This window comes from Ruegeria sp. HKCCD8929 (assembly GCF_013031405.1).
Lineage (GTDB): Bacteria > Pseudomonadota > Alphaproteobacteria > Rhodobacterales > Rhodobacteraceae > Ruegeria.
In genome coordinates this window covers 296027-321962 of the sequence record NZ_WPZY01000003.1, presented here as the reverse complement: position 1 = coordinate 321962, position 25936 = coordinate 296027, and the positions used below count along the sequence as shown (strand labels likewise).

At 61.7% G+C, this 25936-nt stretch carries 26 protein-coding genes; 18 read left to right on the top strand and 8 right to left on the bottom strand.

Features of this window, described 5'->3' with window-relative positions:
- Positions 1 to 92: 92 nt before the first annotated feature.
- A complete protein-coding gene (locus tag GOX53_RS06565) occupies positions 93 to 380 on the bottom strand; it encodes a hypothetical protein (RefSeq protein ID WP_171174598.1) in 288 nt (95 codons plus the stop codon).
- Positions 381 to 479: 99 nt separating this feature from the next.
- Here GOX53_RS06565 and GOX53_RS06560 point away from each other — a divergent pair, with 99 nt between their 5' ends.
- Positions 480 to 1079: a TetR/AcrR family transcriptional regulator gene (locus tag GOX53_RS06560; RefSeq protein WP_171174596.1), complete on the top strand. Its 600-nt coding sequence runs from the start codon at positions 480 to 482 to the stop codon at positions 1077 to 1079.
- A gap of 15 nt (positions 1080 to 1094) precedes the next feature.
- Here the strand turns inward: GOX53_RS06560 and GOX53_RS06555 are convergent, their stop codons facing one another.
- Positions 1095 to 2006 (bottom strand): pirin family protein, encoded by a 912-nt coding sequence (locus tag GOX53_RS06555; protein ID WP_171174594.1) that lies wholly within the window; start codon positions 2004 to 2006, stop codon positions 1095 to 1097.
- A gap of 169 nt (positions 2007 to 2175) precedes the next feature.
- On the opposite strand from GOX53_RS06555, the gene GOX53_RS06550 reads away from it, so the two are divergent.
- Entirely contained in the window at positions 2176 to 2652 is a 477-nt protein-coding gene (locus GOX53_RS06550) for a hypothetical protein (RefSeq protein ID WP_171174592.1), read from the top strand.
- On the opposite strand, the gene GOX53_RS06545 is transcribed toward GOX53_RS06550, so the two are convergent.
- Genes GOX53_RS06545 through GOX53_RS06535 form a run of 3 tightly spaced genes read right to left on the bottom strand, consistent with a single transcriptional unit; the run spans position 2649 to position 5374 of the window.
- A complete protein-coding gene (locus GOX53_RS06545) occupies positions 2649 to 3215 on the bottom strand; it encodes a TadE/TadG family type IV pilus assembly protein (protein WP_171174590.1) in 567 nt (188 codons plus the stop codon). The genes GOX53_RS06550 and GOX53_RS06545 overlap by 4 nt on opposite strands.
- Positions 3216 to 3224: 9 nt before the next feature.
- Positions 3225 to 3761: a TadE/TadG family type IV pilus assembly protein gene (locus GOX53_RS06540; protein ID WP_171174588.1), complete on the bottom strand. Its 537-nt coding sequence runs from the start codon at positions 3759 to 3761 to the stop codon at positions 3225 to 3227.
- The gene (locus tag GOX53_RS06535; RefSeq protein ID WP_171174586.1) at positions 3758 to 5374 is read right to left on the bottom strand and encodes a Tad domain-containing protein; all 1617 of its coding nucleotides are present in this window, start codon (positions 5372 to 5374) and stop codon (positions 3758 to 3760) included. The genes GOX53_RS06540 and GOX53_RS06535 overlap by 4 nt, the downstream gene beginning before the upstream one ends.
- Between GOX53_RS06535 and GOX53_RS06530 the strand changes: the two genes are divergently transcribed.
- The 16 genes from GOX53_RS06530 (at position 5364) to ribD (ending at position 21270) form a co-directional block, all read left to right on the top strand.
- Positions 5364 to 5522: a hypothetical protein gene (locus GOX53_RS06530; protein ID WP_171174584.1), complete on the top strand. Its 159-nt coding sequence runs from the start codon at positions 5364 to 5366 to the stop codon at positions 5520 to 5522. The genes GOX53_RS06535 and GOX53_RS06530 overlap by 11 nt on opposite strands.
- A gap of 275 nt (positions 5523 to 5797) precedes the next feature.
- The gene (locus tag GOX53_RS06525; protein ID WP_171174582.1) at positions 5798 to 7228 is read left to right on the top strand and encodes a Glu/Leu/Phe/Val dehydrogenase; all 1431 of its coding nucleotides are present in this window, start codon (positions 5798 to 5800) and stop codon (positions 7226 to 7228) included.
- 229 nt (positions 7229 to 7457) lie between these two features.
- Complete coding sequence (locus GOX53_RS06520; RefSeq protein ID WP_171174580.1) at positions 7458 to 8711, top strand: sarcosine oxidase subunit beta family protein; 1254 nt, start codon at positions 7458 to 7460, stop codon at positions 8709 to 8711.
- A 60-nt stretch (positions 8712 to 8771) separates the two neighbouring features.
- Entirely contained in the window at positions 8772 to 9035 is a 264-nt protein-coding gene (locus GOX53_RS06515; RefSeq protein ID WP_171174579.1) for a sarcosine oxidase subunit delta, read from the top strand.
- A complete protein-coding gene (locus GOX53_RS06510; protein WP_171174577.1) occupies positions 9032 to 11965 on the top strand; it encodes a sarcosine oxidase subunit alpha family protein in 2934 nt (977 codons plus the stop codon). The genes GOX53_RS06515 and GOX53_RS06510 overlap by 4 nt, the downstream gene beginning before the upstream one ends.
- The gene (locus GOX53_RS06505) at positions 11958 to 12503 is read left to right on the top strand and encodes a sarcosine oxidase subunit gamma family protein (RefSeq protein ID WP_171174575.1); all 546 of its coding nucleotides are present in this window, start codon (positions 11958 to 11960) and stop codon (positions 12501 to 12503) included. Before GOX53_RS06510 ends, GOX53_RS06505 begins: the two co-directional genes overlap by 8 nt.
- A 36-nt stretch (positions 12504 to 12539) precedes the next feature.
- Complete coding sequence (locus tag GOX53_RS06500) at positions 12540 to 12839, top strand: hypothetical protein (RefSeq protein WP_171174574.1); 300 nt, start codon at positions 12540 to 12542, stop codon at positions 12837 to 12839.
- A 79-nt stretch (positions 12840 to 12918) separates the two neighbouring features.
- On the top strand, positions 12919 to 14871 hold the full coding sequence (gene dnaG, locus GOX53_RS06495) for a DNA primase (protein ID WP_171174572.1): 1953 nt from the start codon (positions 12919 to 12921) through the stop codon (positions 14869 to 14871).
- Between the two features lie 114 nt (positions 14872 to 14985).
- Positions 14986 to 16974, top strand: a complete 1989-nt coding sequence (rpoD, locus tag GOX53_RS06490) for an RNA polymerase sigma factor RpoD (protein ID WP_171174570.1) — start codon at positions 14986 to 14988, stop codon at positions 16972 to 16974.
- Positions 16975 to 17005: 31 nt separating this feature from the next.
- Positions 17006 to 17617, top strand: a complete 612-nt coding sequence (locus GOX53_RS06485; RefSeq protein ID WP_171174568.1) for a hypothetical protein — start codon at positions 17006 to 17008, stop codon at positions 17615 to 17617.
- Between the two features lie 10 nt (positions 17618 to 17627).
- A complete protein-coding gene (locus GOX53_RS06480) occupies positions 17628 to 18062 on the top strand; it encodes a thiol-disulfide oxidoreductase DCC family protein (RefSeq protein ID WP_171174566.1) in 435 nt (144 codons plus the stop codon).
- Positions 18063 to 18065: 3 nt separating this feature from the next.
- Positions 18066 to 18611: a DUF4166 domain-containing protein gene (locus tag GOX53_RS06475; protein WP_171174564.1), complete on the top strand. Its 546-nt coding sequence runs from the start codon at positions 18066 to 18068 to the stop codon at positions 18609 to 18611.
- Between the two features lie 81 nt (positions 18612 to 18692).
- On the top strand, positions 18693 to 19097 hold the full coding sequence (locus GOX53_RS06470) for a hypothetical protein (protein ID WP_171174562.1): 405 nt from the start codon (positions 18693 to 18695) through the stop codon (positions 19095 to 19097).
- Between the two features lie 70 nt (positions 19098 to 19167).
- A complete protein-coding gene (locus GOX53_RS06465; protein ID WP_171174560.1) occupies positions 19168 to 19581 on the top strand; it encodes a secondary thiamine-phosphate synthase enzyme YjbQ in 414 nt (137 codons plus the stop codon).
- A gap of 121 nt (positions 19582 to 19702) precedes the next feature.
- Positions 19703 to 20173: a transcriptional regulator NrdR gene (gene nrdR / locus GOX53_RS06460; RefSeq protein ID WP_171174558.1), complete on the top strand. Its 471-nt coding sequence runs from the start codon at positions 19703 to 19705 to the stop codon at positions 20171 to 20173.
- Positions 20170 to 21270, top strand: a complete 1101-nt coding sequence (gene ribD, locus GOX53_RS06455; protein WP_371810258.1) for a bifunctional diaminohydroxyphosphoribosylaminopyrimidine deaminase/5-amino-6-(5-phosphoribosylamino)uracil reductase RibD — start codon at positions 20170 to 20172, stop codon at positions 21268 to 21270. The genes nrdR and ribD overlap by 4 nt, the downstream gene beginning before the upstream one ends.
- 92 nt (positions 21271 to 21362) lie before the next feature.
- Here the strand turns inward: ribD and GOX53_RS06450 are convergent, their stop codons facing one another.
- From GOX53_RS06450 to GOX53_RS06440, 3 genes are all read right to left on the bottom strand, one after another.
- On the bottom strand, positions 21363 to 23363 hold the full coding sequence (locus GOX53_RS06450; protein ID WP_171174556.1) for a capsular polysaccharide biosynthesis protein: 2001 nt from the start codon (positions 23361 to 23363) through the stop codon (positions 21363 to 21365).
- Positions 23364 to 23367: 4 nt separating this feature from the next.
- Positions 23368 to 24501, bottom strand: a complete 1134-nt coding sequence (locus tag GOX53_RS06445; protein ID WP_171174554.1) for a polysaccharide biosynthesis/export family protein — start codon at positions 24499 to 24501, stop codon at positions 23368 to 23370.
- A gap of 96 nt (positions 24502 to 24597) precedes the next feature.
- On the bottom strand, positions 24598 to 25893 hold the full coding sequence (locus GOX53_RS06440; protein ID WP_171174552.1) for a capsule biosynthesis protein: 1296 nt from the start codon (positions 25891 to 25893) through the stop codon (positions 24598 to 24600).
- Positions 25894 to 25936 lie beyond the last annotated feature (43 nt).

Below are 25936 nucleotides of genomic sequence, written 5' to 3'. Positions count from 1 at the left end.
CCTTTCTGCTCGAAAATCCGGCCGCCACCGGCCCGTCCGTTGCCGCGTGCCTTAGCCGGTTCGGGGCAGGGGCGCAATGCGCCGATGTGGGATCAGCCGTCGATATCCTGTTCCAGACGGCCGCGGGCGGCGTCATCGACCACCGGAGCCTGCAAAAGCCGGGCGCGCGCCGCCAACTGGTCGCGGCGCGCGGTCAGCTGATCCTCCAAATCGGCGGCCTCCTGCTGTGGATTGGGCGGTGGTCCAAGCGCGTCATCCAAAGGGATCAGCCGGGGATAGGGCGCGTTGCGCAGGTCCGGGGTCAGCCGTTCGTCCAGCTCGGGCACCTGCGTGCATCCGGCAAGGGCAATCAGCAATATAGCGCGGGACAAAACGGGCATCGGGGTCTCTTTGGATATGGCCTGAGTGTTTGATGCCCGTTTCGGTGCGGCGGATCAAGCGGGGTTCTATCTGAACGTATGTTCAGATAGCTTGGCGGCATGGCACGTACCCAAGGTTCCCATTCCGATATAACCGGCCCGCGTATTCAGGCTGCGGCGCTACGGCTGTTTGCACAATATGGCTATGCCGCCGTCTCGATGCGCCAGATCGCGGGTGAGGTCGGCGTGCAGGCGGGGGCGCTTTATAACTACATACCCGACAAGCAGAGCCTGCTGTTTCGTCTGATGAAGACCCATATGGACGAGCTGCTCGCGGCATGGGCGGGTCAGGACCGCTCGGGCGATCCGCTGCGGCGGCTCGAGGCGTTCACCCGATTTCACATCGGCTATCACCTGCAGCGCCCCGATGAGGTGTTCATCGCCTATATGGAGCTGCGCAATCTGGACCCGGAGAATTTCTCGGCCATCGAAGGGCTGCGCCGGGCATACGAGAATGAGTTGGAAGCGATCCTGCAGGATGGTGTGGCGCAGGGACAGTTCGATGTGCCCGATCCGCGCATCGCGACGCTGGGCGTGATCGCGATGCTGACCGGGGTAAACACCTGGTACCGGCCCGAGGGGCGCTTGTCGGGCGAGCAGGTGGCTGACGCCTACTGGCAGATGGTGTGTAAGACCGTGGGCGCGCGCGGTCGGAGCTGAGCGCGCCCACACGGGTCAATGCGCAGGCTGGATGAACGTTCCGTTGCGCAGATCGCGAAAGGCCTGCCGCAATTCCTCTTTCGTGTTCATCACGATCGGTCCGTGCCACGCCACCGGCTCGGCAATCGGCGCGCCTGAGATCAGCAGAAACCGCACACCCTCGGGCCCGGCCTGCACGGTGATCTCATCCCCGGTGCCAAAGCGCACCAGCGTCCGGTCGCCGGACATGTCGCGGATGTTGACCTCTTGTCCGGCCACCTCTTTTTCGAGCAGCACGCCGGTTGGCGCCGAGGCATCGGAAAAGGCAGCCTGACCTTCGAACACATAGGCGAAGGCGCGGCGATAGGTGTCGATCCGAAAGGTCTTCCTTACCCCGGCAGGCACGGAGATATCCAGATATTGGGGATCCGTCGCGATCCCGTCCACCGGCCCTCTCTTGCCCCAGAACTCACCTACGACCACCCGAACGCGGGTGCCGTCATCATCGACCACCTCTGGGATATCGCTGCCTCGTACATCCTGATAGCGCGGGGCGGTCATCTTCTGGCTGGCGGGCAGGTTGCCCCAGAGCTGGAACCCATGCATCTGGCCGTTCGCGTTCCCTTTGGGCATCTCCTTATGCAGGATGCCCGAGCCTGCGGTCATCCACTGCACGTCGCCTGCTCCAAGCGTGCCGGTATTGCCCAGCGAGTCGCCGTGCTCAACTGTGCCGGACAGGACATAGGCGATGGTCTCGATGCCGCGATGCGGGTGCCAGGGAAACCCTTTAAGGTAATCCTCGGGCCGTTCATTGCGGAAATCGTCGAACAGCAGGAAAGGATCGAGCTCTTCCGGATCCTGAAACCCGAAGGCGCGGTGAAGTTTGACGCCTGCGCCCTCCATCGTGGGCACAGCCTTGCGGGCTTCGATCATGGGTCTGAGGGACATATCGGCCTCCTGTAGCTTTACCCCAAGATAAATCGTGCGTTGCTGCGATCAATTCGCGCTCTGGCACCGAGACTGTGCAAATTTGTGAGGGCCAGATGGTGGCAGCAAGGCCCTGTCGCTTGCCCTGGATTTGCAGTATCCGACAGTCAGAACAAAACGGAGAGGTGCGATGCAGGACGAGATACTTGCAGTGGTCGAGGCTTCGGCGCCCCGCCGCTGGATCGGGGTGGGGATGCTGGTGACCGTGGGCGTGCTGGTGATCTACGTGGCGCTTGCGACGCCACCTGCACTCGGGTGGCAGGTATTTCTGATCGTGATGGGCATTCTGGCGCTTTGGCTAGCGCAGCGGATGTACCAGGCAACCGCGCACCGGATCGAACTCACTACAACAGAGCTTCGCTCAAGCGCCGGGGTTGTCATAGCCCAGGTTACCGATGTCGAGGCGATGGATCGCGGCGTGTTTGCCTTCAAGCCCTCCAATGGCTTTCTGATTCGGACCCGAACCGCAGGGGAGGGCGCCTGGGCCCCCGGTCTCTGGTGGCGCCTGGGCCGCAGAATCGGTGTCGGCGGCGTTACCGCCGCCGCACAAACCAAGTTCATGTCGGAAACTCTGGCCGCCTTGATGGCGGAACGAGACGGCGTTTAAACGCTGGCCGCAATCTCGTTGGTGAAACGGGGACGGGTGAAGATGAAGTTGTTCAGCTCGATCTCACCAATGAGGCCCCAATTGAACAAGACACCAAAGACCAGCGGTGGCTGAAAGTCGTTGCTGGTTTCAACAACGATCAGAGTGTCGGCGTTGGGCATGGGCGGCAGCCGGTCGCGCATCAGATGGATGTTGCCGTCGGTCCATTCAGTATCGAATCCTCGCACGGTCGACCATCTGACGAAGTGTCTGTCTTCCTCCTCGTCAAAGGCGATGAGGGTCAGACGCATGCTTACGTTTTCGGTGTTGCGGATCATGATCTGCATCAGCTGATGCATCGAATCCACGTAAGTTTCGTCGATCTCCTGGGTTTCGCGGGAAATCAGGTCTCCAATCGTGTAAGCGGCTTTCAGGTTCGATGCGCTCTGCCGGTACGCATCGAAAAAGGTGTAACACCCGATAATGGTCCAGAAGATGATGGGAAGGGTGAGCATCGTCTCAATCGCGATGACCCCTTCGGTATCTCGTGCGAATTTCCTCAGGTGGTTGCGGAGTTTAGCCATGAACATGTCTTACCTCGGCTCCTGAACAAAAACGGTCGTGGCCGTCAGCGCGTATTGCCCGTCTGCATTATCCCCAAGCCTCCGGCCAAGTGCGGAGGTCGGAAAAACGGGCGAGATTTTTGCGCATGCGCGCAGTACCATCAGTTCGTTGCTCTGCCCGTTTGCGAATGAACGGACCGGCCGGACCTCTTCCGATTTGTCCGTGCAATCCGGATCGGCGGGCAGGGCTACACCGGCAAACGGATCCAGCTGTATCATTTCCAACTTCAGGTTGGCGTCACAATTCGGGATGAAAGCCGCTCGAACGCAAACGGTGTCCTTGATCGCGTCATGGGTAAAGGCCGTGCCGGTTCCGATGCGAATGTCCCTGACCGTCAGGTCCACGGCCCGCTCAAGCATCGCGTGGTTAAGAGCGACAAAGCCCAACTCGATCCCAGAGAGCGCAGTCACCATGACGATCGGAAAGACAATGACAAATTCAACGACGATGTTGCCGGATTCGTTGCGCCGGAAGCGGCGCAGAAAGTTTGCCACACGGCGGATCATTGAGTCAGCCTCAGCTTGCGGATCGACGATGCGATCGAGGCAAACACATCCGAGATGCTTACACCTGGTTCCGTCTCATAGTAATGGCTGTCCGAGCTGGCGCAGTTTTGCAGCTGGTAGACACCGCCGGACGGCGCTTCAAAGCCTATTGTGTATACAATCACGCCCGCGTCCTTGGCTGCCGAGCAGATGGACTGAGTGCGCGAGTTTTTGACGCCGGCATCGATGCCTTTGCGAATATCATAGTACCACGGATAGTTCGCCGCCGAACCCATCCAAGGCTGAAAGTTCGTATAATAGTTGCTCAAAATCGAGGTATAGGCCCAGAGTTCCCCAAAGGAGAGTTCAGTGGCGGTTCCAGTTTCTTCCGTTTCACGAGTGTCAGTGCAGTTGCCCCACTGGTTTGTGCTGATGCAACGCTCGTATGTGCCGTTACCGTACGCGTGGTCCTGCCAATTGCTGAGCGCGTCCAACTCGGAAGTGGCATTGTCCCAATAGTAGCGGTTGTTGTTTTCGTCAAAGGTGGAGTACCTCTTTGCCTGTTCGTTCCACCAGACTGTGGAGTTGTCCCCACGATAACCTTCAGGAATATAGTATTGTGTGGTGTTTGCCCCGTCGGTCATCAGCACGATGACCTTGAGGGTTTCGCTTGTGCCATATGCGCCAGGGCGGTCGCCGAAAACACTGGGGATTTCGTTGTTGGCCGCCAACTGCGAAACAACAGGACGCATGCTCGGGTCCAGAAGGGCGGTGCCCCATTTCATGCCGATTTCCAGCGAGGTATTGCCACGGGCAATGAAGCCTTCGATGTAGTTTTTGAGCACGGTTGCGTCTTTTTGCAGCGGCAAAATCTCGCGGGACTCGCGCGCTTCACAGACCGGCAATGAGGAACCGGAACTCGTACCTTCGCCCAAAATGTCTGGAGATGCGTTGATGCGGGCATCATAATTGTACCAGGGATCGAAATGCATCGTGCGCGTCAGCGGATCCGTCGGTGAAAGCGTGCGGCTCGAGAACTGCGAAGACGTGAAGTTCACGCAGTTGGAATAGTCGTGCTCGGTGGACACGTTGAGCTGGTCAAAAATGCTATCCGGCACCGAAACTTGCGATGCATAGGGAATAATGGAAATCGAGAGCTTGCCGTCCTCGGAGTTCTCGATCATCTGGTCCACGAATTCCTTGGCCGCAACCTTCAGCCGCGGCAGCCGGTTGTTGCTGTTCATTGAGCCTGACACGTCCAGCACCAGCGAGATCTCGACGCCGCCGATGCTTTCCTCAGCCGCGCTTGCAGCCGGTGCGCTGAACGACCGAACGCCGGTGAAGTTCACAAAATGCGTTGGAACCTCCATCTCGGCGGTCGCCGTCACTTTCCGGTAGCCGATGCTTTCCTGCACATCCACGCCAGTGAGGTATTCGCCCAGACCGGCTTTGTCCAAATAAGCCTCGACCACCTGTTGCGGAGGAATCGTCTGGTCGAGGTCAGCCGCCGCCAGCACTGCCCTGTCGACGGTGTATTGCAGGATTGACCGGTTCCGCTCGAAGCGCATCAGGTCGACGCCCAGACCGGTGATCGCCAGGATGGTGATAAAGAGGAAAAGTGCGTTGATCGTCATGCTGCCATCCTCGCCGGACGCGAACTTTCCGATCTCCGATCTGGCAAAAGGGGCTGTTTTCTTTTGTTCAACCACCGACTTCCAAGAACCCATGCGCATGACAAACCCTCTGATGGCCGAGCAGCCGACCTTAGATAAATTGACCTGAGAAAACTATAGATAGAAGATGGCAGGATTTGGGCGAAGTTGTTGCTATATAGCCATTATTGTGCAGAAACGGGGGATACTTTGCGCCGCTGGCGGATTTCTGTTTCTCAGCATGGGACAATGACACGCCCTCGCCGATGAGAAGCCCGACTCGCTAATAAAATGTAAACAGACCAAAGCCTTTGCCGAAAAAATTGGCACTTCTTAATTGAACCGTCATAAGCTGGGTGCGACAAAACGCCATGACGTGAGTCGGAAACGGGCAGGGAGGATTGCATGACCCGAACAACCGAACCCAGCTTTCGCGAGAGTGTGGATCTGATGTTCAACAGGGCGGCGGCCCTTATGGATTTGCCGCCTGGCCTCGAAGAGAAAATCCGCGTTTGCAACGCGACCTATACGGTCCGGTTCGGGGTGCGCTTACGTGGGCAGATGCACACCTTCGTGGGGTACAGATCGGTGCATTCCGAGCATATGGAGCCCGTCAAGGGCGGCATCCGTTTCGCGACCGCTGTGAACCAGGATGAGGTCGAGGCGCTGGCCGCGCTGATGACATACAAATGCGCGCTGGTCGAAGCGCCGTTTGGCGGTTCAAAGGGCGGATTGTGCATCGATCCCCGCGAGTACGAAGAATATGAGATGGAGCAGATCACCCGCCGCTTTGCCTATGAACTGGCCAAGCGCGATCTGATCAACCCTTCTCAGAATGTGCCAGCCCCCGACATGGGGACGGGCGAGCGTGAGATGGCGTGGATCGCGGATCAGTATGCGCGGATGAACACGACCGACATCAACTCGCGCGCCTGTGTGACCGGCAAGCCGCTGAATGCGGGCGGGATCGCCGGGCGTGTTGAGGCCACGGGCCGAGGGGTCCAATACGCGCTGCGCGAGTTCTTCCGGCATCCCAAGGATGTGGCGGCTGCGGGCCTTGAGGGTTCGCTGGACGGCAAGCGGGTGATCGTGCAGGGGCTTGGAAACGTGGGCTACCACGCCGCCAAGTTCCTGAGCGAAGAGGATGGCTCCAAGATCATCGGCATTATCGAACGGGACGGCGCCCTGTTCGACACGGACGGCCTGGATGTCGAGGCGGTGCGGCAATGGATTGTCAAGCATGGCGGTGTGACCGGGTTCCCCGACGCCACGCATGTGCCTGACGGCGGGACCGTGCTTGAGGAAGAATGCGATATTCTCGTTCCTGCCGCGCTGGAAGGGGTGATCAACCTATCCAACGCGGATCGGGTCAAGGCGCCGCTGATCATCGAGGCGGCAAACGGGCCTGTCACCGCTGGCGCCGACGAGATTCTGCGCAAGAAGGGCACCGTGATTATCCCTGACATGTATGCCAATGCTGGCGGGGTGACTGTGTCCTATTTCGAATGGGTCAAGAACCTCAGTCACATCCGCTTTGGCCGTATGCAGCGCCGCCAGGAAGAGGCACGCCATGAACTGATTGTGAGCGAGCTACAGCGATTGGACCGTTATCTGGGCGATGCTTGGTCGATGTCACCGAACTTCAAGGCTCAGTATCTGCGCGGGGCTGGGGAGCTGGAGTTGGTGCGCTCGGGCCTTGATGACACGATGCGGATCGCCTATCAGTCGATGGCCGAGGTCTGGCATGACCGGTCGGACGTTGGGGATCTGCGGACCGCGGCCTACATCGTGGCGATTGACAAGGTGGCCAAGAGCTATCGGGCCAAAGGTCTGTAGGGTCTCCGCGATCAAACAGAGCCGAGACGCGCTCCATTTGGGGCGCGTTTTGTTTTTGAACCTGCAGGTTGGGTCTCGAGGCCATCCACCGTGCGCTGCGTGTCTCAAGCACGGCGAAAACGGTCGCGCGTGGGACAGTATTTGTCGAAAAGCGATATGGCCCGGCCCATGGCGGGTTGATAGGTATTTCCCGGTGGTTCAGTTTCAGCCTGCGACAAGGGGAGAGCACATGCGGTTTTCAGCGCTCCGAATTCTGAAGGAAGGCTTGACCGGCAACAAGGGCTGGACGCCGCATTGGCGCGATCCCGAGCCCAAGGCCGAGTACGACGTCGTCATCATCGGCGGCGGCGGGCATGGTCTGGCCACGGCCTATTACCTGGCCAAGGAGCATGGGCTGACCAATGTGGCGGTGCTCGAAAAGGGCTATCTGGGTGGCGGCAATGTGGGACGGAACACCACCATCGTGCGGGCCAATTACTTCCTGCAGGGTAATTCCGAGTTCTATTCGCACTCGTTGAAACTGTGGGAGGGGCTGGAAGAGGATCTGAACTATAACTTGATGCATTCGCAGCGGGGGATCATCAACCTGTTCCACTCCGACGGGCAGCGGGACGCGGCGGCGCGGCGCGGGAACATGATGATCAGCCAGGGGGACGATGCGATCCTGCTGGACCGCGAAGAGTTGCGCAAGATGCTGCCCTATCTGAACCACGACAATCTGCGCTTTCCGCTATATGGCGGGCTCTACCACCCGCGCGGCGGCACCGCGCGCCACGACGCGGTGGCGTGGGGTTTTGCACGGGGCGCCGATCAGAGGGGCGTCGACCTGATCCAGAATTGCGAGGTCACCGGTATCGACATCGAGAACGGTGCGGTCCGCGGCGTGCAGACCTCGCGCGGCGCGATCCGGGCCAAGAAGGTGGCTATGGTGGTTGCGGGCCGGTCGGGTCAGGTGGCGGCCATGGCGGGGATGCGCCTGCCGATCGAAAGCCACGTGTTGCAGGCCTTTGTCACCGAGGGGCTGAAGCCCTGCATCGACCATGTGGTGACCTTTGGCATGGGCCACTTCTATATCAGCCAGTCGGACAAGGGTGGCCTTGTCTTTGGCGGCGACCTGGATTTCTACGCCTCATATGCGGCGCGCGGTAACCTGCCCACGGTGGAAAACGTGATGGAGGCGGGCATGGCGCTGATGCCGATGATCGGCAAGGCCAAGGTGCTGCGCAGTTGGGGTGGGATCATGGACATGTCGCCCGACGGCTCTCCGATCATCGACCGAACCCATATCGACGGGCTCTATCTGAACTGCGGCTGGAACTATGGCGGGTTCAAGGCGGTGCCGGGCTCGGGGAATGTGTTTGCGCATCTGATCGCTACGGATCGGTATCACGAGAATGCCACGCGGTTCCGCCTGGATCGGTTCCGGACCGGGCGCGGGATCATCGATGAAGAGGGCAAGGGCTCTCAGCACAACCTGCACTAGGGGCGCGTGGCAGATGTCGAATTTGAGTATTTGTAAAAAGATGAAGATGGGGGCGCGGCCATGAGGATCACCTGTCCGCATTGCGGCGAGCGGGACCGCCGGGAGTTCTATTATCGTGGTGCCGCCGTGGATCTGGACCGGCCGGCACCGGATGCCGGGGAGGAAGCGTGGGACAATTTCGTCTATCTGCGCGAGAATCCGGCGGGGGTGACGCGAGACCTGTGGTATCACGAGAGCGGCTGCGGCGCCTGGGTGGTGGTGACCCGCAATACCGTGACTCATGAGGTTCTGGGCTCCGAACTGGCATCGGAGGCGCGGTCATGAGGGTGGATGGCAGGGGCCTGCTGGACCGGTCGAAATCGGTGCCGTTCCTGTTCGATGGCGTGCGCTACTCCGGGTATGAGGGCGACACGCTGGCCTCGGCCCTGCTGGCCAATGGCATCCGGTTGATGGGACGCTCGTTCAAGTATCACCGCCCGCGCGGAGTGCTGACGGCGGGCAGCGAAGAGCCGAACGCGCTGGTGACCGTGGGGCAGGGCGCCTCGCAGGAGCCCAATGTGCGGGCGACCATGCAGGAGATCTATGCCGGGCTTGACGCACGCAGCCAAAACCGCTGGCCGTCGCTGAATTTCGATGTGTTGGGGATGAACGATCTGGCCGCACCCTTCTTTGGCGCGGGGTTCTATTACAAGACCTTCATGTGGCCCAAGAGTTTTTGGGAAAAGGTTTATGAGCCCGCGATCCGGCGCGCGGCGGGGCTGGGCGCGCTCTCGGGTCAGGACAATGTGGACAAATATGAGCGCGCCTATGCGTTCTGCGATCTGTTGGTGATCGGCGCCGGGCCTGCCGGGTTGATAGCGGCGCTGGTGGCGGGCCGGGCTGGGGCGGATGTGATCCTGGCCGATGAGGGCAGCCGCATGGGCGGCCGTCTGCTGGCCGAGACCTATGAGGTCGACGGCAAGCCCGGCCCTGTCTGGGCCGATGAGGTTCTGGCCGAACTCGGGGCGATGGACAATGTGCGCCTGATGACCCGAACCACGGTGGCGGGTGCCTATGATCAGGGCACCTATGGTGCGCTGGAGCGGGTACTGCATCACGAAGGGCGCCGCCCCCATGGCGCGCCGCTCGAGACGTTCTGGCACATCGTGGCCAAGCGCTCGGTGCTGGCGGCGGGGGCGCTGGAGCGGCCCGTGGCGTTCCGTGACAATGACCGGCCCGGGATCATGAACGCGGGCGCGGTGCGGGCCTATCTCAACCGGTGGGGTGTGAGCGCGGGGCGTAACGTGACCGTGTTCGGCAATACCGACGACATCCACCGTACCGCGCGCGATCTATTGGAGGCAGGTGTGCATGTGGCCGCCGTGATCGACAGCCGCCACGATGCGCCCTTGTCGGACGACTATCCGGTCCTGCGTGGGGCGCAGGTTTGTGGCAGTTCCGGGCGCAAGGGGTTGGAGAGCATCACCGTGCGTCGTCCGAGCGGCGAGGAGAAGATCCAGACCGATTGTCTGGCGATGACCGGCGGGTGGAACCCGTCCGTGCATCTGACCTGTCACATGAACGGGCGCCCCACCTGGCAGCGCGACATTGCTGCTTTCGTGCCGACGCCGGGCGCAGTGCCGGGCATGGTCGTGGCCGGGGCCTGCAACGGCGCGTTCTCGACCGCGGCTTGTCTGCGCGAAGGGGCGGCTGCCGCAGGCGAGGCGCTGGGTGAACTGGGGTTCACGGTGCCCAATCTAGCCCCGCCTCAGGCCGAGGATGCGCCGAATGAGATCGCGCCGCTCTGGGCCGTGCCGGGCAAGGGCCGCGCGTGGCTGGATTTCCAGAACGACGTGACCGTCAAGGATGTGATACAGGCGGCGGTCGAGAACTTCCGCTCGGTCGAGCACATGAAACGCTACACCACGCAAGGCATGGCGACCGATCAGGGCAAGAACTCGAACGTCGCCGCGCTGGCGGTGCTGGCCGATGCGACGGGGCGGGGGATACCCGAGACCGGGACCACCACGTTCCGCCCACCCTATTCTCCGGTCGCCATCGCCGCATTCGGTGCCGGTGCCGAAGGGATGGGGTTCAAGCCGCAGCGCTTCACCACCTCGCACAAGGCGACCGTCGCGCGCGGGGCGCCGATGATCGAGGCGGGGCTCTGGTATCGCCCGAGCTATTTCCCCAAGGCCGGTGAAACCACCTGGCGGCAATCCTGCGACCGCGAGGTGCGGATGGTGCGTGAGGCGGTGGGCGTGGCCGATGTCTCGACCTTGGGTAAGATCGACATTCAGGGGCCCGATGCGGGCGAGTTTCTCGATTTCGTCTATACCAACATGTTCTCGACGCTGAAGGTGGGGCGCACGCGCTATGGCCTGATGCTGCGCGAGGACGGGCATGTGATGGATGACGGCACCACTGCGCGGCTGGACGAGCATCACTATGTGATGACCACCACCACGGCGGGCGCGGGCGATGTGATGAAGCATCTGGAATTTGTGACCCAGGGGCTGCGGCCCGATCTGGATGTCGCGTTCACGTCGGTCACTGAGCAATGGGCGCAGTTCGCCGCCGCCGGCCCGAAATCGCGCGAGTTGATGAACGGGCTGCTCGAGGCACCGCTGACCGATGAGGACTGGCCCTTCATGGCCTGTGGCCCTGTCAAGGTGCTGGGAGTCGAGGGGCGGCTGTTCCGCATCTCGTTCTCGGGTGAGCATGCCTATGAGATCGCAGTGCCCGCGCGGTATGGCGCTAGCCTCTTCGACGTGCTGACCGAGCGGGCTGAGGCGTTGGGTGGCGGGCTCTACGGGATGGAGGCGCTGAATGTGCTCAGGATCGAGAAAGGGTTCATCACCCATGCCGAGATTCACGGGCGCACGACTGCCTTCGACATCGGCATGGGCCGGATGGTTTCGGCCAAGAAGGACTGCATCGGCAAGACCATGTCCGAGCGTCCCGGTCTGGAAGAGGACGGACGAGAGCAGCTTGTGGGGCTCAAGCCCATCGGCGAAAGCAGGGAATTGCTGGCCGGGGCGCATCTCTACAAGGAAGAGGCCGAGCCGGTTCGTGTGAACGACCAGGGCTATATCACTTCGGTCTGCTACTCACCGACGCTGGGCAGCATGCTAGGGCTGGGCTTTCTGGCCGACGGACCGGCGCGCTATGGCGAGATCGTCAAGATGGTGGACGGGCTGCGCGGGGTAACGACGCTCTGCGAAGTGGTGAACCCGGTGTTCTTTGACCCCGAAGGAGGGCGCGTGCGTGGATAAGCTGAGTGCCAATACCCCCTGCGAGGGGCTGCTGCCGCTGACGGTCGGATCGGTGAACCTGACCGAGGAAGACCCCGGCGCGATGACCTCGATCGCGCCTTACAAGGGCCGGGTCAAGGATCTGTCGGCAGCGCTGAAAGCCGCGCATGGCATGACCTATCCGGCGGCGAACAGGGCAACCGGAAAGGCCGGGGCGCGGGCGGTCTGGTTCGGGCATGCGCAGGCGATGCTGATGGGACCCGCGCCGGATGCGTCTCTGGCCGAACACGCGGCCCTTGTGGATCAGTCGGATGCCTGGGCCGTGGTGCGGCTTGAGGGCGACGGGGTCGAGGATGTGCTGGCGCGTCTGGTGCCGGTCGATCTGCGCCCGGCACAGTTCAAGCGCGGGCACACGGTGCGCAGCCTGCTGTTTCACATGTCCGCCTCGATCACGAAAGTGGGCGAAAAGACGTTTCAGATCATGGTGTTCCGCTCTATGGCCGAGACACTGGTTCACGATCTGAAAACGGCCATGGAAGGTGTCGCCGCACGCGGATAGACTGCGCCCGAGTTTTAACGATTCACGGAGACACGCATGTTTCGCCTCGCCATTGCCGCCACTATTTTGATGGCCGCGCCCGTCCATGCCGCCGAGACCAAAGAGCAAAGCTGCCAGTACCAGGCGGATGTGGTCGCCGCGGTCCAACAGGCGCGGCTGGATCGGGTGAAGGAACGCGACGTGCCCGCCGCCATCGCCAAGACCGGCCCGGAATGGCCCGAGAACTACAACGCCGCCATTCCGCTGATCACCCCGTGGGTCTACGAGCAGAAGATGCGCGACGTGCGCAAAAAGGACCTGAGCGCGGCCTGGCTTGAGCTCTGTCTGCAGCAGTAATCCACCGCCGCCGCAATTGCCTGTGGACAACGCGCGCCGGGTGCTTGGCGTGCGTGTCGGTTTCTGTCAGATTTGACCCATGTCACTGCCCCCCGGATTTCTGGACGAGTTGCGCACCCGCCTGAGCCTGACACAGGTTGTCGGGCGCAAGGTGATGTGGGATCAGCGCAAGTCCAATCAGGGCAAGGGCGACATGTGGGCACCATGCCCGTTCCACCAGGAAAAGACCGCCTCGTTCCACGTCGATGACCGCAAGGGATTCTATTACTGCTTCGGCTGTCATGCGAAGGGCGACGCGATCAGCTTTGTGAAAGAGACCGAGAATGTCTCGTTCATCGAAGCGGTCGAGATTCTGGCGCGCGAGGCTGGGATGACCATGCCCGCACGCGACCCGCGCGCGCAGGAGAAACAGAACCGCCGCACCCAACTGGCCGAGGTGATGGAGCAGGCGGTGCAGTTCTTCCGCCTGCAGCTCAACACTGGCGCGGGGGCCGCGGCGCGCGATTACCTGACGCGGCGGGGGCTCGCCGAGCCTGCGCTCGAGCGGTGGGAGATCGGATTTGCCCCCGACGGCTGGCAGAACCTTTGGGATCATCTGCGCGGCAAGAGCGTGGCCGAAGATCTAATCATGGGCGCGGGGCTCGCCAAACCCTCGACCAAGGGCGGCAATCCCTACGACACGTTCCGCAACCGGATCATGTTCCCCATTCGTGACGTGCGCGGCCGCTGCATCGCCTGCGGCGGTCGGGCGATGGATCCGAATGATAACGCCAAATATCTGAACTCGCCCGAGACCGATCTGTTCGACAAGGGCCGCAGTCTCTACAACCACGGACCCGCGCGCACTGCGGCGGGGCGGGGCCAGCCACTGATCGTGGCCGAGGGCTATATGGACGTGATCGCACTGGCCGAGGGCGGGTTCGGCGCCTCGGTCGCGCCCTTGGGCACCGCGATCACCGAAAACCAGTTGCAACTGCTCTGGCGGATCGCGGATGAGCCGATCATCGCGCTCGACGGCGACACCGCCGGTCTGCGCGCGGCGATGCGGGTGATCGACCTGGCGCTGCCTCTGCTCGAGGCGGGCAAATCCCTCCGCTTTGCCCTGATGCCCGAGGGCAAGGACCCCGACGACCTGATCCGGACCGAAGGGGCGCCTGCGGTGCAGGCGGTGCTGGATCAGGCCATTCCGATGGTCAAACTGCTCTGGCAGCGCGAAACCGAAGGCCGCGTATTCGACAGCCCCGAGCGCAAGGCAGCGCTGGACAAGGCGCTACGCGAAAAGATCAGGCTGATCCGCGACCCCTCGATCCGCTCGCATTACGGGCAGGAAATCAAGGACCTGCGCTGGCAGCTTTTCCGCCCGCAGCGGGGGGGTAAAAAAGGCAAATGGCAGCCGCGTGGGCAATGGGAACGGGCTAAGCCTGGCGCGGTTTCGACCACCAAAGCCTCGCTCTTGGCCTCGTCCGGCGAAGACAGCCAGATCCGCATGCGCGAGGCGGTGATCCTCGCTGCCACCATTGCCACCCCGCAGGTGGTGATCCAGTTCGAGCATGAGATCGAAAAAATGGAGTGCCGCGATCCCGACCATGCCGCTCTGCGCGATGTGATCTTGCGCCACGCCATCGACGCGCCCGAGATGCTGCAGGATCACATCGAACAGATTTTGGGTCCTGAGGCCCTTGAAAACCTTCATGCTCTTCGCCATGTGGCCATCAGCCCCTGTGTGCGCCGTCCCGGCGATCTTGAAGCGGCCGAGATGACCCTGGCCGAAGAACTCGCAAAACTCTCTGCGCTCCGTGGGCATGCCGCTGAAATCGCCGAAGCCCGAGAAGAAATCGCTGAACTGGATGACGAGGCCCTGACTTGGCGCGTGGCCCAGGCCGCCGAAGAGCGTAACCGCGCAAGCCGCAGCGAGAACGAGGACAAGGCGATTTTCGATGTCGCCGACAACGGCGCCCGAATCAACCGGGACGAGCGCGAGGCGTTCGAGGCGATCATGGCGGGCATTAACTTTGACCGGAAACGCCGGTGATTGTGCGTTTTCCTAAGGAACCGACAAAGAAAAACGGGTAAACGGGTGGCCGAATCACTTCTTCGCGCTAATGATTCGGTTCCAACGAATCACCCATCCCTGCAGGAGCACTGAATGGCCGCCAAGGACACCAACGAGGAACGCAAATCCGACGAGCAGGATCAGGAAATCTCGCTGGACATGAGTCAGACCCAGGTCAAGAAGATGATCGCGGAGGCTCGCGAGAAGGGTTACATCACCTACGATCAGCTCAATCAGGTTCTGCCGCCGGATCAGGTGAGCTCGGAACAGATCGAAGACGTGATGTCGATGCTGTCCGAAATGGGCATCAACATAATCGAGGATGAAGAGGCGGAAGAGGAAGAGCAAAAGGGCTCGACCGAGATCGTCACCACCGAAGGCGCGCGTGAGATCACGCTGGCCGGGGCCCAGACCGAAAAGCTGGACCGCACCGACGACCCTGTGCGCATGTATCTGCGCGAAATGGGCAGCGTCGAACTGCTGAGCCGCGAGGGTGAGATCGCCATCGCCAAGCGGATCGAGGCGGGCCGTAACACGATGATTCTCGGGCTCTGCGAAAGCCCGCTGACCTTCCAGGCGATCACCATCTGGCACGACGAATTGCTGAGCGAGGACATCCTCCTGCGCGACGTCATCGATCTGGAGGCCACGTTCGGCAACCAGATGGACGAAGAGGGCGATGTCGAAGAGCCGGTCGTCGATACTTCGGCGGTGCAGGCCGCGAAACCCGCCAAGGATACTGGTCCGGAACTGGATGCCGACGGCAACCCGATTGCCACTGACGATGATGACGACGAGGACGATCAGGCCAACATGTCACTGGCCGCGATGGAGGCCGCGCTCAAGGATCAGGTGCTGACCACGCTCGAGCGTATCTCGACCGATTTCGCCATGTTGTCGGAAATGCAGGACAGCCGCATCTCGGCCACCCTGAACGAGGATGGCTCGTTCAGCGAAAAGGATGAGGCCACGTACCAGAAGCTGCGCGCCGAGATCGTGGAGTTGGTGAACGGGCTGCATTTGCACAACAACCGGATCGAGGCGCTGATCGACCAGCTTTACGGGATCAACAAGCGCGTGATGTCGCTGGACAGCGCGATGGTGAAACTGGCCGACCAGGCCCGCATCAACCGGCGTGAGTTCATCGAGGCCTATCGCGGGCGAGAGTTGGACCCCAACTGGCTGTCCGAAATGGCCGAAAAGCCGGGCCGGGGCTGGCAGATGTTCATCGAACGCTCGTCGGAAAAGGTCGAGGAACTGCGCAACGACATGGCGCAGGTCGGCCAGTATGTCGGTCTGGATATCAGCGAATTCCGTCGCATCGTCCAGCAGGTCCAGAAGGGCGAGAAAGAGGCACGTCAGGCCAAGAAGGAAATGGTCGAAGCCAACCTGCGTCTGGTGATCTCGATCGCTAAAAAGTACACGAACCGCGGCCTGCAATTCCTTGATCTTATTCAGGAAGGTAACATCGGCTTGATGAAGGCGGTGGATAAGTTCGAATACCGCCGCGGCTACAAGTTCTCGACCTACGCGACTTGGTGGATCCGTCAGGCGATCACGCGCTCGATCGCGGATCAGGCGCGCACGATCCGTATCCCGGTCCATATGATCGAAACGATCAACAAGCTGGTCCGCACCGGCCGCCAGATGCTGCACGAGATTGGTCGCGAGCCGACGCCGGAAGAACTGGCCGAAAAGCTGCAGATGCCGCTCGAGAAGGTTCGCAAGGTGATGAAGATCGCCAAGGAACCGATCTCTCTCGAAACCCCCATCGGCGACGAGGAAGACAGCCAACTGGGCGATTTCATCGAGGACAAGAATGCCGTGCTGCCGCTCGACAGCGCCATTCAGGAAAACCTCAAGGAAACCACCACCCGGGTTCTGGCCTCGCTCACGCCTCGTGAGGAACGGGTTCTGCGGATGCGGTTCGGCATCGGCATGAACACCGACCACACGCTGGAAGAGGTCGGTCAACAGTTCAGCGTGACCCGCGAGCGTATCCGCCAGATCGAGGCGAAGGCGCTCAGGAAGCTGAAGCATCCCAGCCGGTCGCGCAAGCTGCGGTCGTTCCTGGATCAGTAGAGCAACGGCGCCTCTCCGGAGGCGCCTTTTTTTGTTTGAGGTTTTTTGGTTGAGAAAGCTGAGCTTCGACTGGAACTGCGTAATCGCAGTAGAAAAGCAGGACGCAGATTCTCGTTACATTAAAAAGATCATCAGCTTGCACAACCAAGGTGTGCACGAAGTAGGTTTGGTTGCCACATCTGCGAGCGAAAGCCTGAGAGGCAGCAAATCACTCCCTGCTTCAACAAACGATTTTTTCGAACGGATCGAAAAGCTAGGTTGGGGGAATTTGCCTATTGTGCCGACACCGGCGGCGTGGGGTATGACTTATTGGAGTTTCGGTTTTTGGCCTGATGAGGATGCTGATGCAACTATCGATAAACTCTGGCGTCTGATTGCCAAAGCGAGGGTTCCCAAAGATGTAGCCGAATTTAGAAACACGCACGAAATCCCAGAAGACGTACCCATTTCCTCTGCCCCGTTTTCCAAGTGGAGGAATAGTTGGTGTGATGTGTATTCGGCTTATGCGCACATGCACGCTGAAAGGGATTTCTTCATTACAACAAACACAAGAGATTTTCAGAAGAATGCCGACAAGTTAGCGGAGGTGGGCTTCCGCGAAGCTCTGACGCCGGGACAGTACCTTTCGAAGTTTGGTTTGTAGGAACTCTTTTATGAGGCAGAATCCGGTCAAAAGTGCAGAACCTCACGACCTCATCGTCTTCGACGGCGAATGTGTGCTCTGCTCTGGCTTCTTCCGCTTCATGTTGCACCGTGACCGGGCACGGAAATTTGCCTTCGCCACCGCGCAATCCCCGCTTGGTCAGCGCCTCTATCGCCAACTCGGCCTGCCCATAGACGAGTTCGAAACCAACCTGGTGATTGTCCGAGGCCGTGTGCATCAGCGGCTCGATGCATTTGCTGCCGCCATGCGGGCCCTGCCGGGGTTGTGGCCGCTGCTTTCCGCCTGCCGCTTCCTGCCCAAGGTGGTCAAGGACCCGCTCTATCACGCCATCGCCCGTAACCGGTACGCGATCTTTGGCCGGTACGCGCAATGCATGATCCCGGATGCGGCTGTGCGGGCGCGGTTTGCGCCCGAGGGATTCTGAAGCATGGACGATCCGTTTCTGCAAGCCTTGGCTCCGGGCGCGGACCTGCCGGAAGCGGTATACGCGCTGCATCGGTTTCAGGGGCGGCTGCAAGGCCGGTGTCGGATCGAGCGGGGACGGGGCTGGCTTATCGCCGCGCTGCTGTGGCTGGGTCGGTTTCCTTCATCCGGACGGGACGTGCCGGTAAGCCTGACCATCACGCGTGACCACGGGACATGGGTTTGGGTCCGTGACTTCGGCGGCCATGTGACCCGCTCGGCTCTCACCTTCGATGCCAAATCAGGAACCGTGCGCGAGCAATTGGGGGCGCTGACCCTATGGCTCTCCTCACGCAGAACAGAAGAGGGTCTGGCCATCGACATATCCCGACTGGCGGTCGGTGGGCTACCATGCCCGCGCTGGCTGCTACCCCGCTCAACCACGACCGAACGGCAGGATTCCGATGGTCGGTTTTGCTTTGATGTGGCTGCCGCGCTGCCCTTTCTGGGGCGCCTGATCCGCTATCGAGGCTGGTTGCAACCGGCAAAGGATGGTACTTACGGGTTCTGAATTTGCCGTGAATTGATCTGTGCGGATCCTGGTGACGTAACTAGTTTTGTCGCAAAGGCACCAAAAGAGAGATTTAGACCAATGAAACTCAGATTGTTATTGACCGTTGCCGCAACATTCACGCTTGCTGCCGAGGCGCAGGCTTTCAGCGCTAAGAACGGCGCGCGCGTGAACCCCATCAATGGCTCCGTGTTCGAGGTTATCCCACGCACTGATACCAGCTCGGATGCCATCTGGTGTGCGGCGTCCGACTTCTCCCGCCGCGCTGCCGGAGCCCCCTGGAATCAGAAGATATATGTGGTCAACGGCCGTGGGCGGAGCGTCACAACCGGTCGGCGCACCGCGGTGCAATTCACGCTTAACCCAACCGCCGCAGGTGTCACACCGCTGCAGGGAGGTGGGCTTCGCACCGGTTTCCCTGTGGGCGATAGCATGAGCGTTCAGAGGGCTAATTCCCTCTGTAACGTCATCCCGTTTTTTCGGTGAATGCGTGTTCCTCGACTGCGACGACTAGCGAGCACTTGAACGCAGTCAGCCCCACGGGCATCTAGGGAACATGCAGACCGAATTTCAGATCGCGACCCGGGGCCCCGGCCTCTATGAGTTCACGGCGCAGTTGCGAGAGTGGCTGCGCCCCATGGGCAAGGATGGGCTGCTGACGTTGTTTGTCCGCCATACCTCATGCTCGCTGCTGATCCAGGAAAACGCCGATCCCGAGGTGCAAACCGATCTGCACGCCTTTTTCGAACGGCTGGTGCCGCCCTCGGATCATCCCTCGATGGCCTATCTGCGGCATACATACGAGGGCCCGGATGACATGCCTGCCCATATCAAGGCAGCGATGATGCCGGTATCCCTGTCAATCCCGGTCGCAAACGGGGCGCCCGCGCTGGGCACCTGGCAGGGCGTTTATTTGTTCGAACACCGCCGTGCCGCGCACACGCGCCGGGTCGCGGCGCATTTCGCCTGACATCCTTTATCTTGCGGTGTGAAATTCCGGCTACCCAAACCCTAGCGGTTATCCTATAGTTGTGGATAAGTGGGCCGGAGCGCTCACAAAAAGAGGCGGACAAGGGACGAGGAGACGGCGAATGCGCTGCCCGTTTTGCGGAAATATCGATACTCAGGTCAAGGATTCACGGCCCGCAGAGGATCACGTGGCGATCCGCAGGCGGCGGTTCTGTCCGGCGTGCGGCGGCCGGTTCACAACCTATGAACGCGTGCAGTTGCGCGATCTGGTAGTGATCAAGTCGAACGGAAAGCGCGAGGATTTCGATCGCGACAAGTTGGAGCGGTCGATCCGCATCTCGATGCAGAAACGTCCCATTGACCCGGATCGCATCGATCAGATGATCTCAGGCATCGTGCGGCGGCTTGAGAGTATGGGCGAGACCGATATCGCCTCGAACAAGATCGGTGAGATCGTGATGGAAGCGCTGGCGCGGATCGACACGGTGGCCTATGTTCGCTTTGCGAGCGTCTACAAGAATTTCCAGGCGGCCGACGATTTCGAGGAGTTTGTCCATGAATTGCGCCCGCCGCAACCTCCGGCTGAAGAGTGAACGACACAGATAAGCGTTTCATGGCGTTGGCCCTGTCACTGGGCCGGCGCGGACAAGGAACATGCTGGCCCAACCCCGCAGTGGGTTGCGTGATCGTGCAAGGTGGCCGGATCGTCGGGCGCGGCTGGACTCAGCCGGGCGGGCGTCCGCATGGGGAAACCGAGGCGCTGGCGCAGGCCGGAGAGGCCGCGCGCGGCGCGACCGCCTATGTCTCGCTGGAACCCTGCGCCCATCACGGAGAAACTCCGCCCTGCGCCGAGGCGCTGGTCTCGGCGGGCGTGGCCCGGGTGGTCTGCGCGGTCGAGGACAGTGACCCGCGCGTTGCCGGACAGGGCTTTGCACTGCTGCGTGAGGCCGGGATCGAGGTGACGACCGGTGTGCTGCGCGATCAGGCCGCGCGGGATCATGCCGGGTTCTTTCTGAAAACCGAACAGGGCCGTCCGCTGGTGACGCTAAAACTGGCCAGCAGTTTCGACGGTCGGATTGCCACGGCGACTGGACAGAGCAAGTGGATCACCGGACCCGAGGCGCGGCGGGTGGTGCATGCCATGAGGGCGCGCCACGATGCGGTCATCGTCGGCGCTGGCACGGCGCGGGCGGACGATCCGTCGCTGACGGTGCGCGATCTGGGGGTCGAGCATCAGCCGGTTCGGGTCGTGGTCTCGCGCCATCTGGACCTGCCGCTGATGGGACAACTGGCGCGGACGGCCAACGATGTTCCCGTCTGGTTGTGTCATGGACCTGGCGCGGATGCTGAGCGCATGCGCGCCTGGGAGGGGCTTGGTGCGCGACTGATTTCCTGCGCGGTGCATGGTGTGCAGCTTGATGCGGCGGACCTGCTGCAACAGTTGGGGCTGGCCGGGCTGACCCGGGTGTTCTGCGAGGGTGGTTCGGCACTGGCGGCTTCGTTGCTGGCTGAGGATCTGGTGGATGAGCTGATCGGTTTTTCGGCGGGGATCGCAATCGGAGCCGAGGGGTTGCCCGCGGTTGGTGCGTTGGGTCTGGACCGGCTGGAGGATGCGCCCCGGTTCGAGCTGGTCGAAACCCGGCCCGTTGGTGCGGATATCCTGCACCGTTGGACGCGCGCCCTGAGATAAGCATCCCGGGAAACACAGAGCGGAAAAGGCGTTTGAAAACGCCTTCAAGCGGTTTGGAAACCGCTTAAGCCGCTTGCAAGCGGCTTTGCTGCCTATCTCCAGAGATGCGCGTAGGTGGCGAAGGTGCCCTGCAGCTTGGACAAGAGCCGGTTGGCCAGCCCCGGATGCGGGATATGTCCCGCACTCAGCCGCTCCACTGCCACTTCGACCGGGCAAGGCAGGCCGGTCACCGGGTCCAGATAGCGCGGATAGTCGATCAGCGCCGCGTGCACAAGGCCCATGAGCGACGGTCGCGCGCCCCTGCGTGCAGGCACCTGTCCCAGATCGGTCGTCAGCCCCCAGCCCGCGTAGAACGGCGCGCCCAGCGTGGTCACCTTGACCTCGCGCAACAGCGCCTCGAACCCGGTGAGCGAGGTGATGGTCCAGACCTCCTGCACCTGCTTCAGCAGCGCCGCCGGATCGGAGCCGCCGGCGATCACATCCGCCAGATCGGTCGGCGCGATGTCACCGGTGCGCAGCCCGGCCTCGACATCCGGATGGGGCTTGTAGATGATCACTGCCTTCGGATTGGCCTCACGTGCCGCGCGCAGCAGCTCAAGATTGGTCTGGATGCTCCCCGCACCCTTGTGGATCGAGGCGTCATCTTCGACCTGTCCGGGCACCAGGATGCGGTGCCCTTCCGGCAGATCGGGCACGGCGCCGCCCAGATTGTACTTGCTGAGCCCGCCCTCGGTCAGCCGTGCCACCAGACGCTCGGCCCTGAGCTGCTGATCGGGGCGGAGCGTTTCACGCGCAGCGATCAGCGCTTCCAACCGGCTGGTCCGGGTCGGATCGTAGTAGATGCCCAGATCGTCGGTCACCAGCGACACCGGAGGTACTAGCTCGGCTCCTAGCCCGCGCGAGCGCAAAAACCCGTCTTCAACCCGGACTACGTCGTCCTGGTCTCCGACCCGGTTGGCCCAGCTCATGTGCGGGCGGGGATCGGCGGGATCCGGTGCGTCGGTAAAACCGATTTTCTTCTGCTGTCCGAACATCTTCTGCAAGGGGCGCCGCTTCCACAGCCGCATGCCCGAGGCGGTCCAGCCCCGGTGATCCTGCCGCCATGCGCGGGTCAGCGCCTCGAGCGTGTCCAGCACGGTTTCCAACTCACACAGCCGGTCACGATAAGGATCGTACCAGGCCGGGTAGAGCAGCATCGCCGCCGCAAACAACTGCGCGCGGGTCAGGTGGCGCTGGCGGCGGGGCAGGGGGCGTTCGTCCTGTGTCAGACCCCAGCCCGCATAGAAGGGCTGCCCGAACACCCGCGGTTTATGCCCGGCCAGTATCGCCTCGAATCCCAATTGCGAGGACAGCGTATAGACCCCGACCGCGCTTTCGAGCAGAGCCCAGGGGCTAACCGGCTGGTCCAGCAAGGTGACGCGCCCGGTTGCATCCTGCGATGTGTAATGTCCAGACCGGTGCCCGGCGGCGGTCTCAGGGTGGGTCTTGATGATCACCCGCGCGCCGGGATGCTCCTCTTGCGCGAAGACCAGCATCTCGCGAAACAGCGCCTCGTCGCCGCCGCTTGCGGTGACGGCGGCGTCGCCACGCGTCTGATCCACCACCAGCACATAGCCGGGATCGGGCACGGGCACCTCGGGGTCAAAGGCGGAATACTTGCTCAGATGCAGCTCTCGCATCCGCTCAGTCGCGCCGCGTGCGCGGTTCAGCAGTGCGGTGTCGTCCAGTGGATGGGTGGCCAGCAGGGTCTCCAGATCGGAGGGCGCGGCAGGGTCGAAATGCACCCCGGACCGGTCGAGCAGCAGCCCCAACGGCGGCTCGCCTGAGCGCCCGGGATGAAGCGAGCGCAGAAAGGCGTCCTCTACTCGCAAGAGCGGCGCATTGCGGCGCATAGCCACTGCGCGCCCGCGATGGGCGGTGGGGCTGGTGCCCCAGATGCCGACCATGTCTGATGGTCCGGGCAGGCCAAGGCGCAGGTCATACCCTGCCAGCGACAGGATACGGCGGATGCGGCGTTGGGTCAGGAAGCCCCCGTTATAAACGAATAGCCGGGAGCGTTCGCCCCCGGCTGCCGAATCCGGATCATGGCTCATGCCGTCAGTTGCCGGTCAGCGTCGCGACATTGGCAACAGGGGTCAGACCGCCGGCGATCAGCGAAATGGTCTTGGTCCATTGTGCGTAGGGCGCTTCGGTCACATAGATCGTGTCGTCGTCCCGGATCACGAAATCACGGGCTTCGAACAATCCGTTGGGCTCGGTCAGGTTCAGCACATAGATCATGCGTTGCGCCCCCTGAAGATCGTTCCGGCCCAGAACCTGACCGGCGATTTCGGCCGGCTCGTTGCGCAAAATGAAGATGCCCGTCGGATCGGACGAAAGGGATTGCAGGCCACCGACCTGCGCAATCGCCTCAAGCGCGGAAAGGTCCTGACTTTCAAACGGAACCCGGGCCTGGCTGGCGGTGGCGCCAAGCGCGGTAAAGGACCGGGTATCCTGTTCGACCAGAATGCGGTCGCCGCCGCGGAGTGCGATGTCGAGCTGCGGATTGGTGAACAGATCCTGATACCAGACTTGTCCTTTTTGGTTGCCGCGGATCACGGTGACCTGCGCGATTTCCGGTTCGACCGAAACTCCACCGGCCTTGGCCAACATGTTGGCGAGTGTCCGGGTCGGGCGTTCGATCGGATAGACGCCGGGCACGCCAACGGCGCCGGTCAGTGAAACGGTAGCGCCGTCGCCAGCAACGCGGCGGACCTGAACCTGTGGATCCGGCGTCTGCTCTTCCAGTTCTTTGGTGATCACGGCGCGCAGTTGCTCGGGCGTGTTGCCCGAGGCGCGGACCCGCCCGGCATAAGGCACGAAGATAAACCCGTCGCTGTCGACCTGCACTTCTTCCAGAATGGTTGCGTTGCTGGTCTCGCCGGCCAGCAGGCCATCATCGACGTTTTCCCAGACCGTCAGGCCCAGAACGTCACCGGGTCGGATCGTGTCCGCGGTCAGGTTGGACGCGCTCTGGAAGGCAGAGGAAAACCCTAGCGCCGGAACCACCGCAGTAGCGCGCGTGACACGGTCGTTCACTTCGACAACGAACGCGTCGCCATTGTTCAGCACGGAACCTTCGAAGATTTCGCGCTTGTTCGGCCCGACTTTGGGCAGCGTGCACGCGGCCACAATGGAAAGCGCGGCCAGAAGGGCGGTGCATTTGGCCCAACGGAAAGAGGGGGTTTTCACTGTTTGGGGTCCTCGACCGGTTCTGTTTCTGCCTCAGGAGTTGGCGGCAAAGTACCGAAATCGGCTGCGGTTATCCAGCCTCACGGCGCGCTTCGCTCAGGTCACAACCTGCAAGTGTTGCCGTGCTGCCGCTTTTCCCGAGGTCAAGGCCTGATAGGGATCTTCGTGGCTGAGCATCATGTCGACCACCCGGCGCAACAGTTGCCGGCGCCCGCGGCGCGAATAGAAACCGCCCGGAATCTGGCTGGTTTCAAGCAGATAGTGGCGGTAATCGCGATAGGCACGGCTGTCGGGGCGGTCGGGGGCTGTAAAAAATGCGCTGATCGGTTGGGTCGAAACGAACTCCGCTTTCGCATAAACAGCGGCTCCAAACACACGCAGCGGAATTCCCCGCCAAAGCGCCTGCTGACCGGCGGTGGAATTCACCGTGACCGCGCTACGTGCATCGTCAAGCAACTGGGCCAGCTTGCCCCCGGGCACGTAGTGGATGCGATCGGTCAGGCCATACCGCTTTGCCAATTGCCGGATTTCCCGGCGCAGCGGAACCCGGTAGTTTTCCAGCGGATGCGCCTTGATGACCAGATGATGGTGACGCGGTGCACCGTGCGCAAACCCCTCGAACACGCGATCGAGAAACTCTGTCATTGACGCAAAGGGCGAGTGATTCTGGAAAGAGCTGTCATGTTCCAGTTGCAGCAGCACCAGATGATAGGGGAAGCCGCCATTGCGAATGTTGCGCGTTGCCTGCCTGCGCTGAAGCCAGTGCAGCGGCATCATCAGCAAGCGCTTGAGATACAGATGAAACTCGCGCGACACCGGCAGGTCGCGATGGGGTTGGAAATTGCGATAGCGGCGGTTCCAGAACATCACGAACCAGTGGTAAAGCGCCCCATAGAACACATGCTGGCGCATGTCGCCCCAATGTGATGGAGGCGGGGGAGCTTCAGCGTCAGACTGAACCAGCGCGGCCTGCATGTGGGCGACCGACATCTCCATCAGTCGCGAATGCCCGTTCGAACCGCCGCGTTCGTAAGTGACCCACCAGGGACGCAGATACCCCTCCTCAAACACATGCAGGGCCAGCCCGCGTGTCCGTGCGGCTTTGGCGGCGCGGGCATGGATGGGCCGGGTGTCGCCATAGAGTACGATGTCGGTCACACCGTGCTCTGCCAGCAGGGTATCAAGGGTGTCCGGCCATTCAGCAAGTGTGCCCCGATAGGGAATATAACTGTCCTTGTGGAACCAAAAGGCACGGTCACCGGCATTGAACCCGACACGCAGCACGGTGGCTCCAGCAGTCCGCAGCATCTTCGCCAACGCATCGAAGAACGGGCCGTGCGGCCCCTGGAGAAACAGGAACACACGTCCGGAAGGGGCCTCGTTAAGCGTCATGCGGTCCATTTGCGATGGTGGCGGTTGCTTCAGTCTGGCAGAA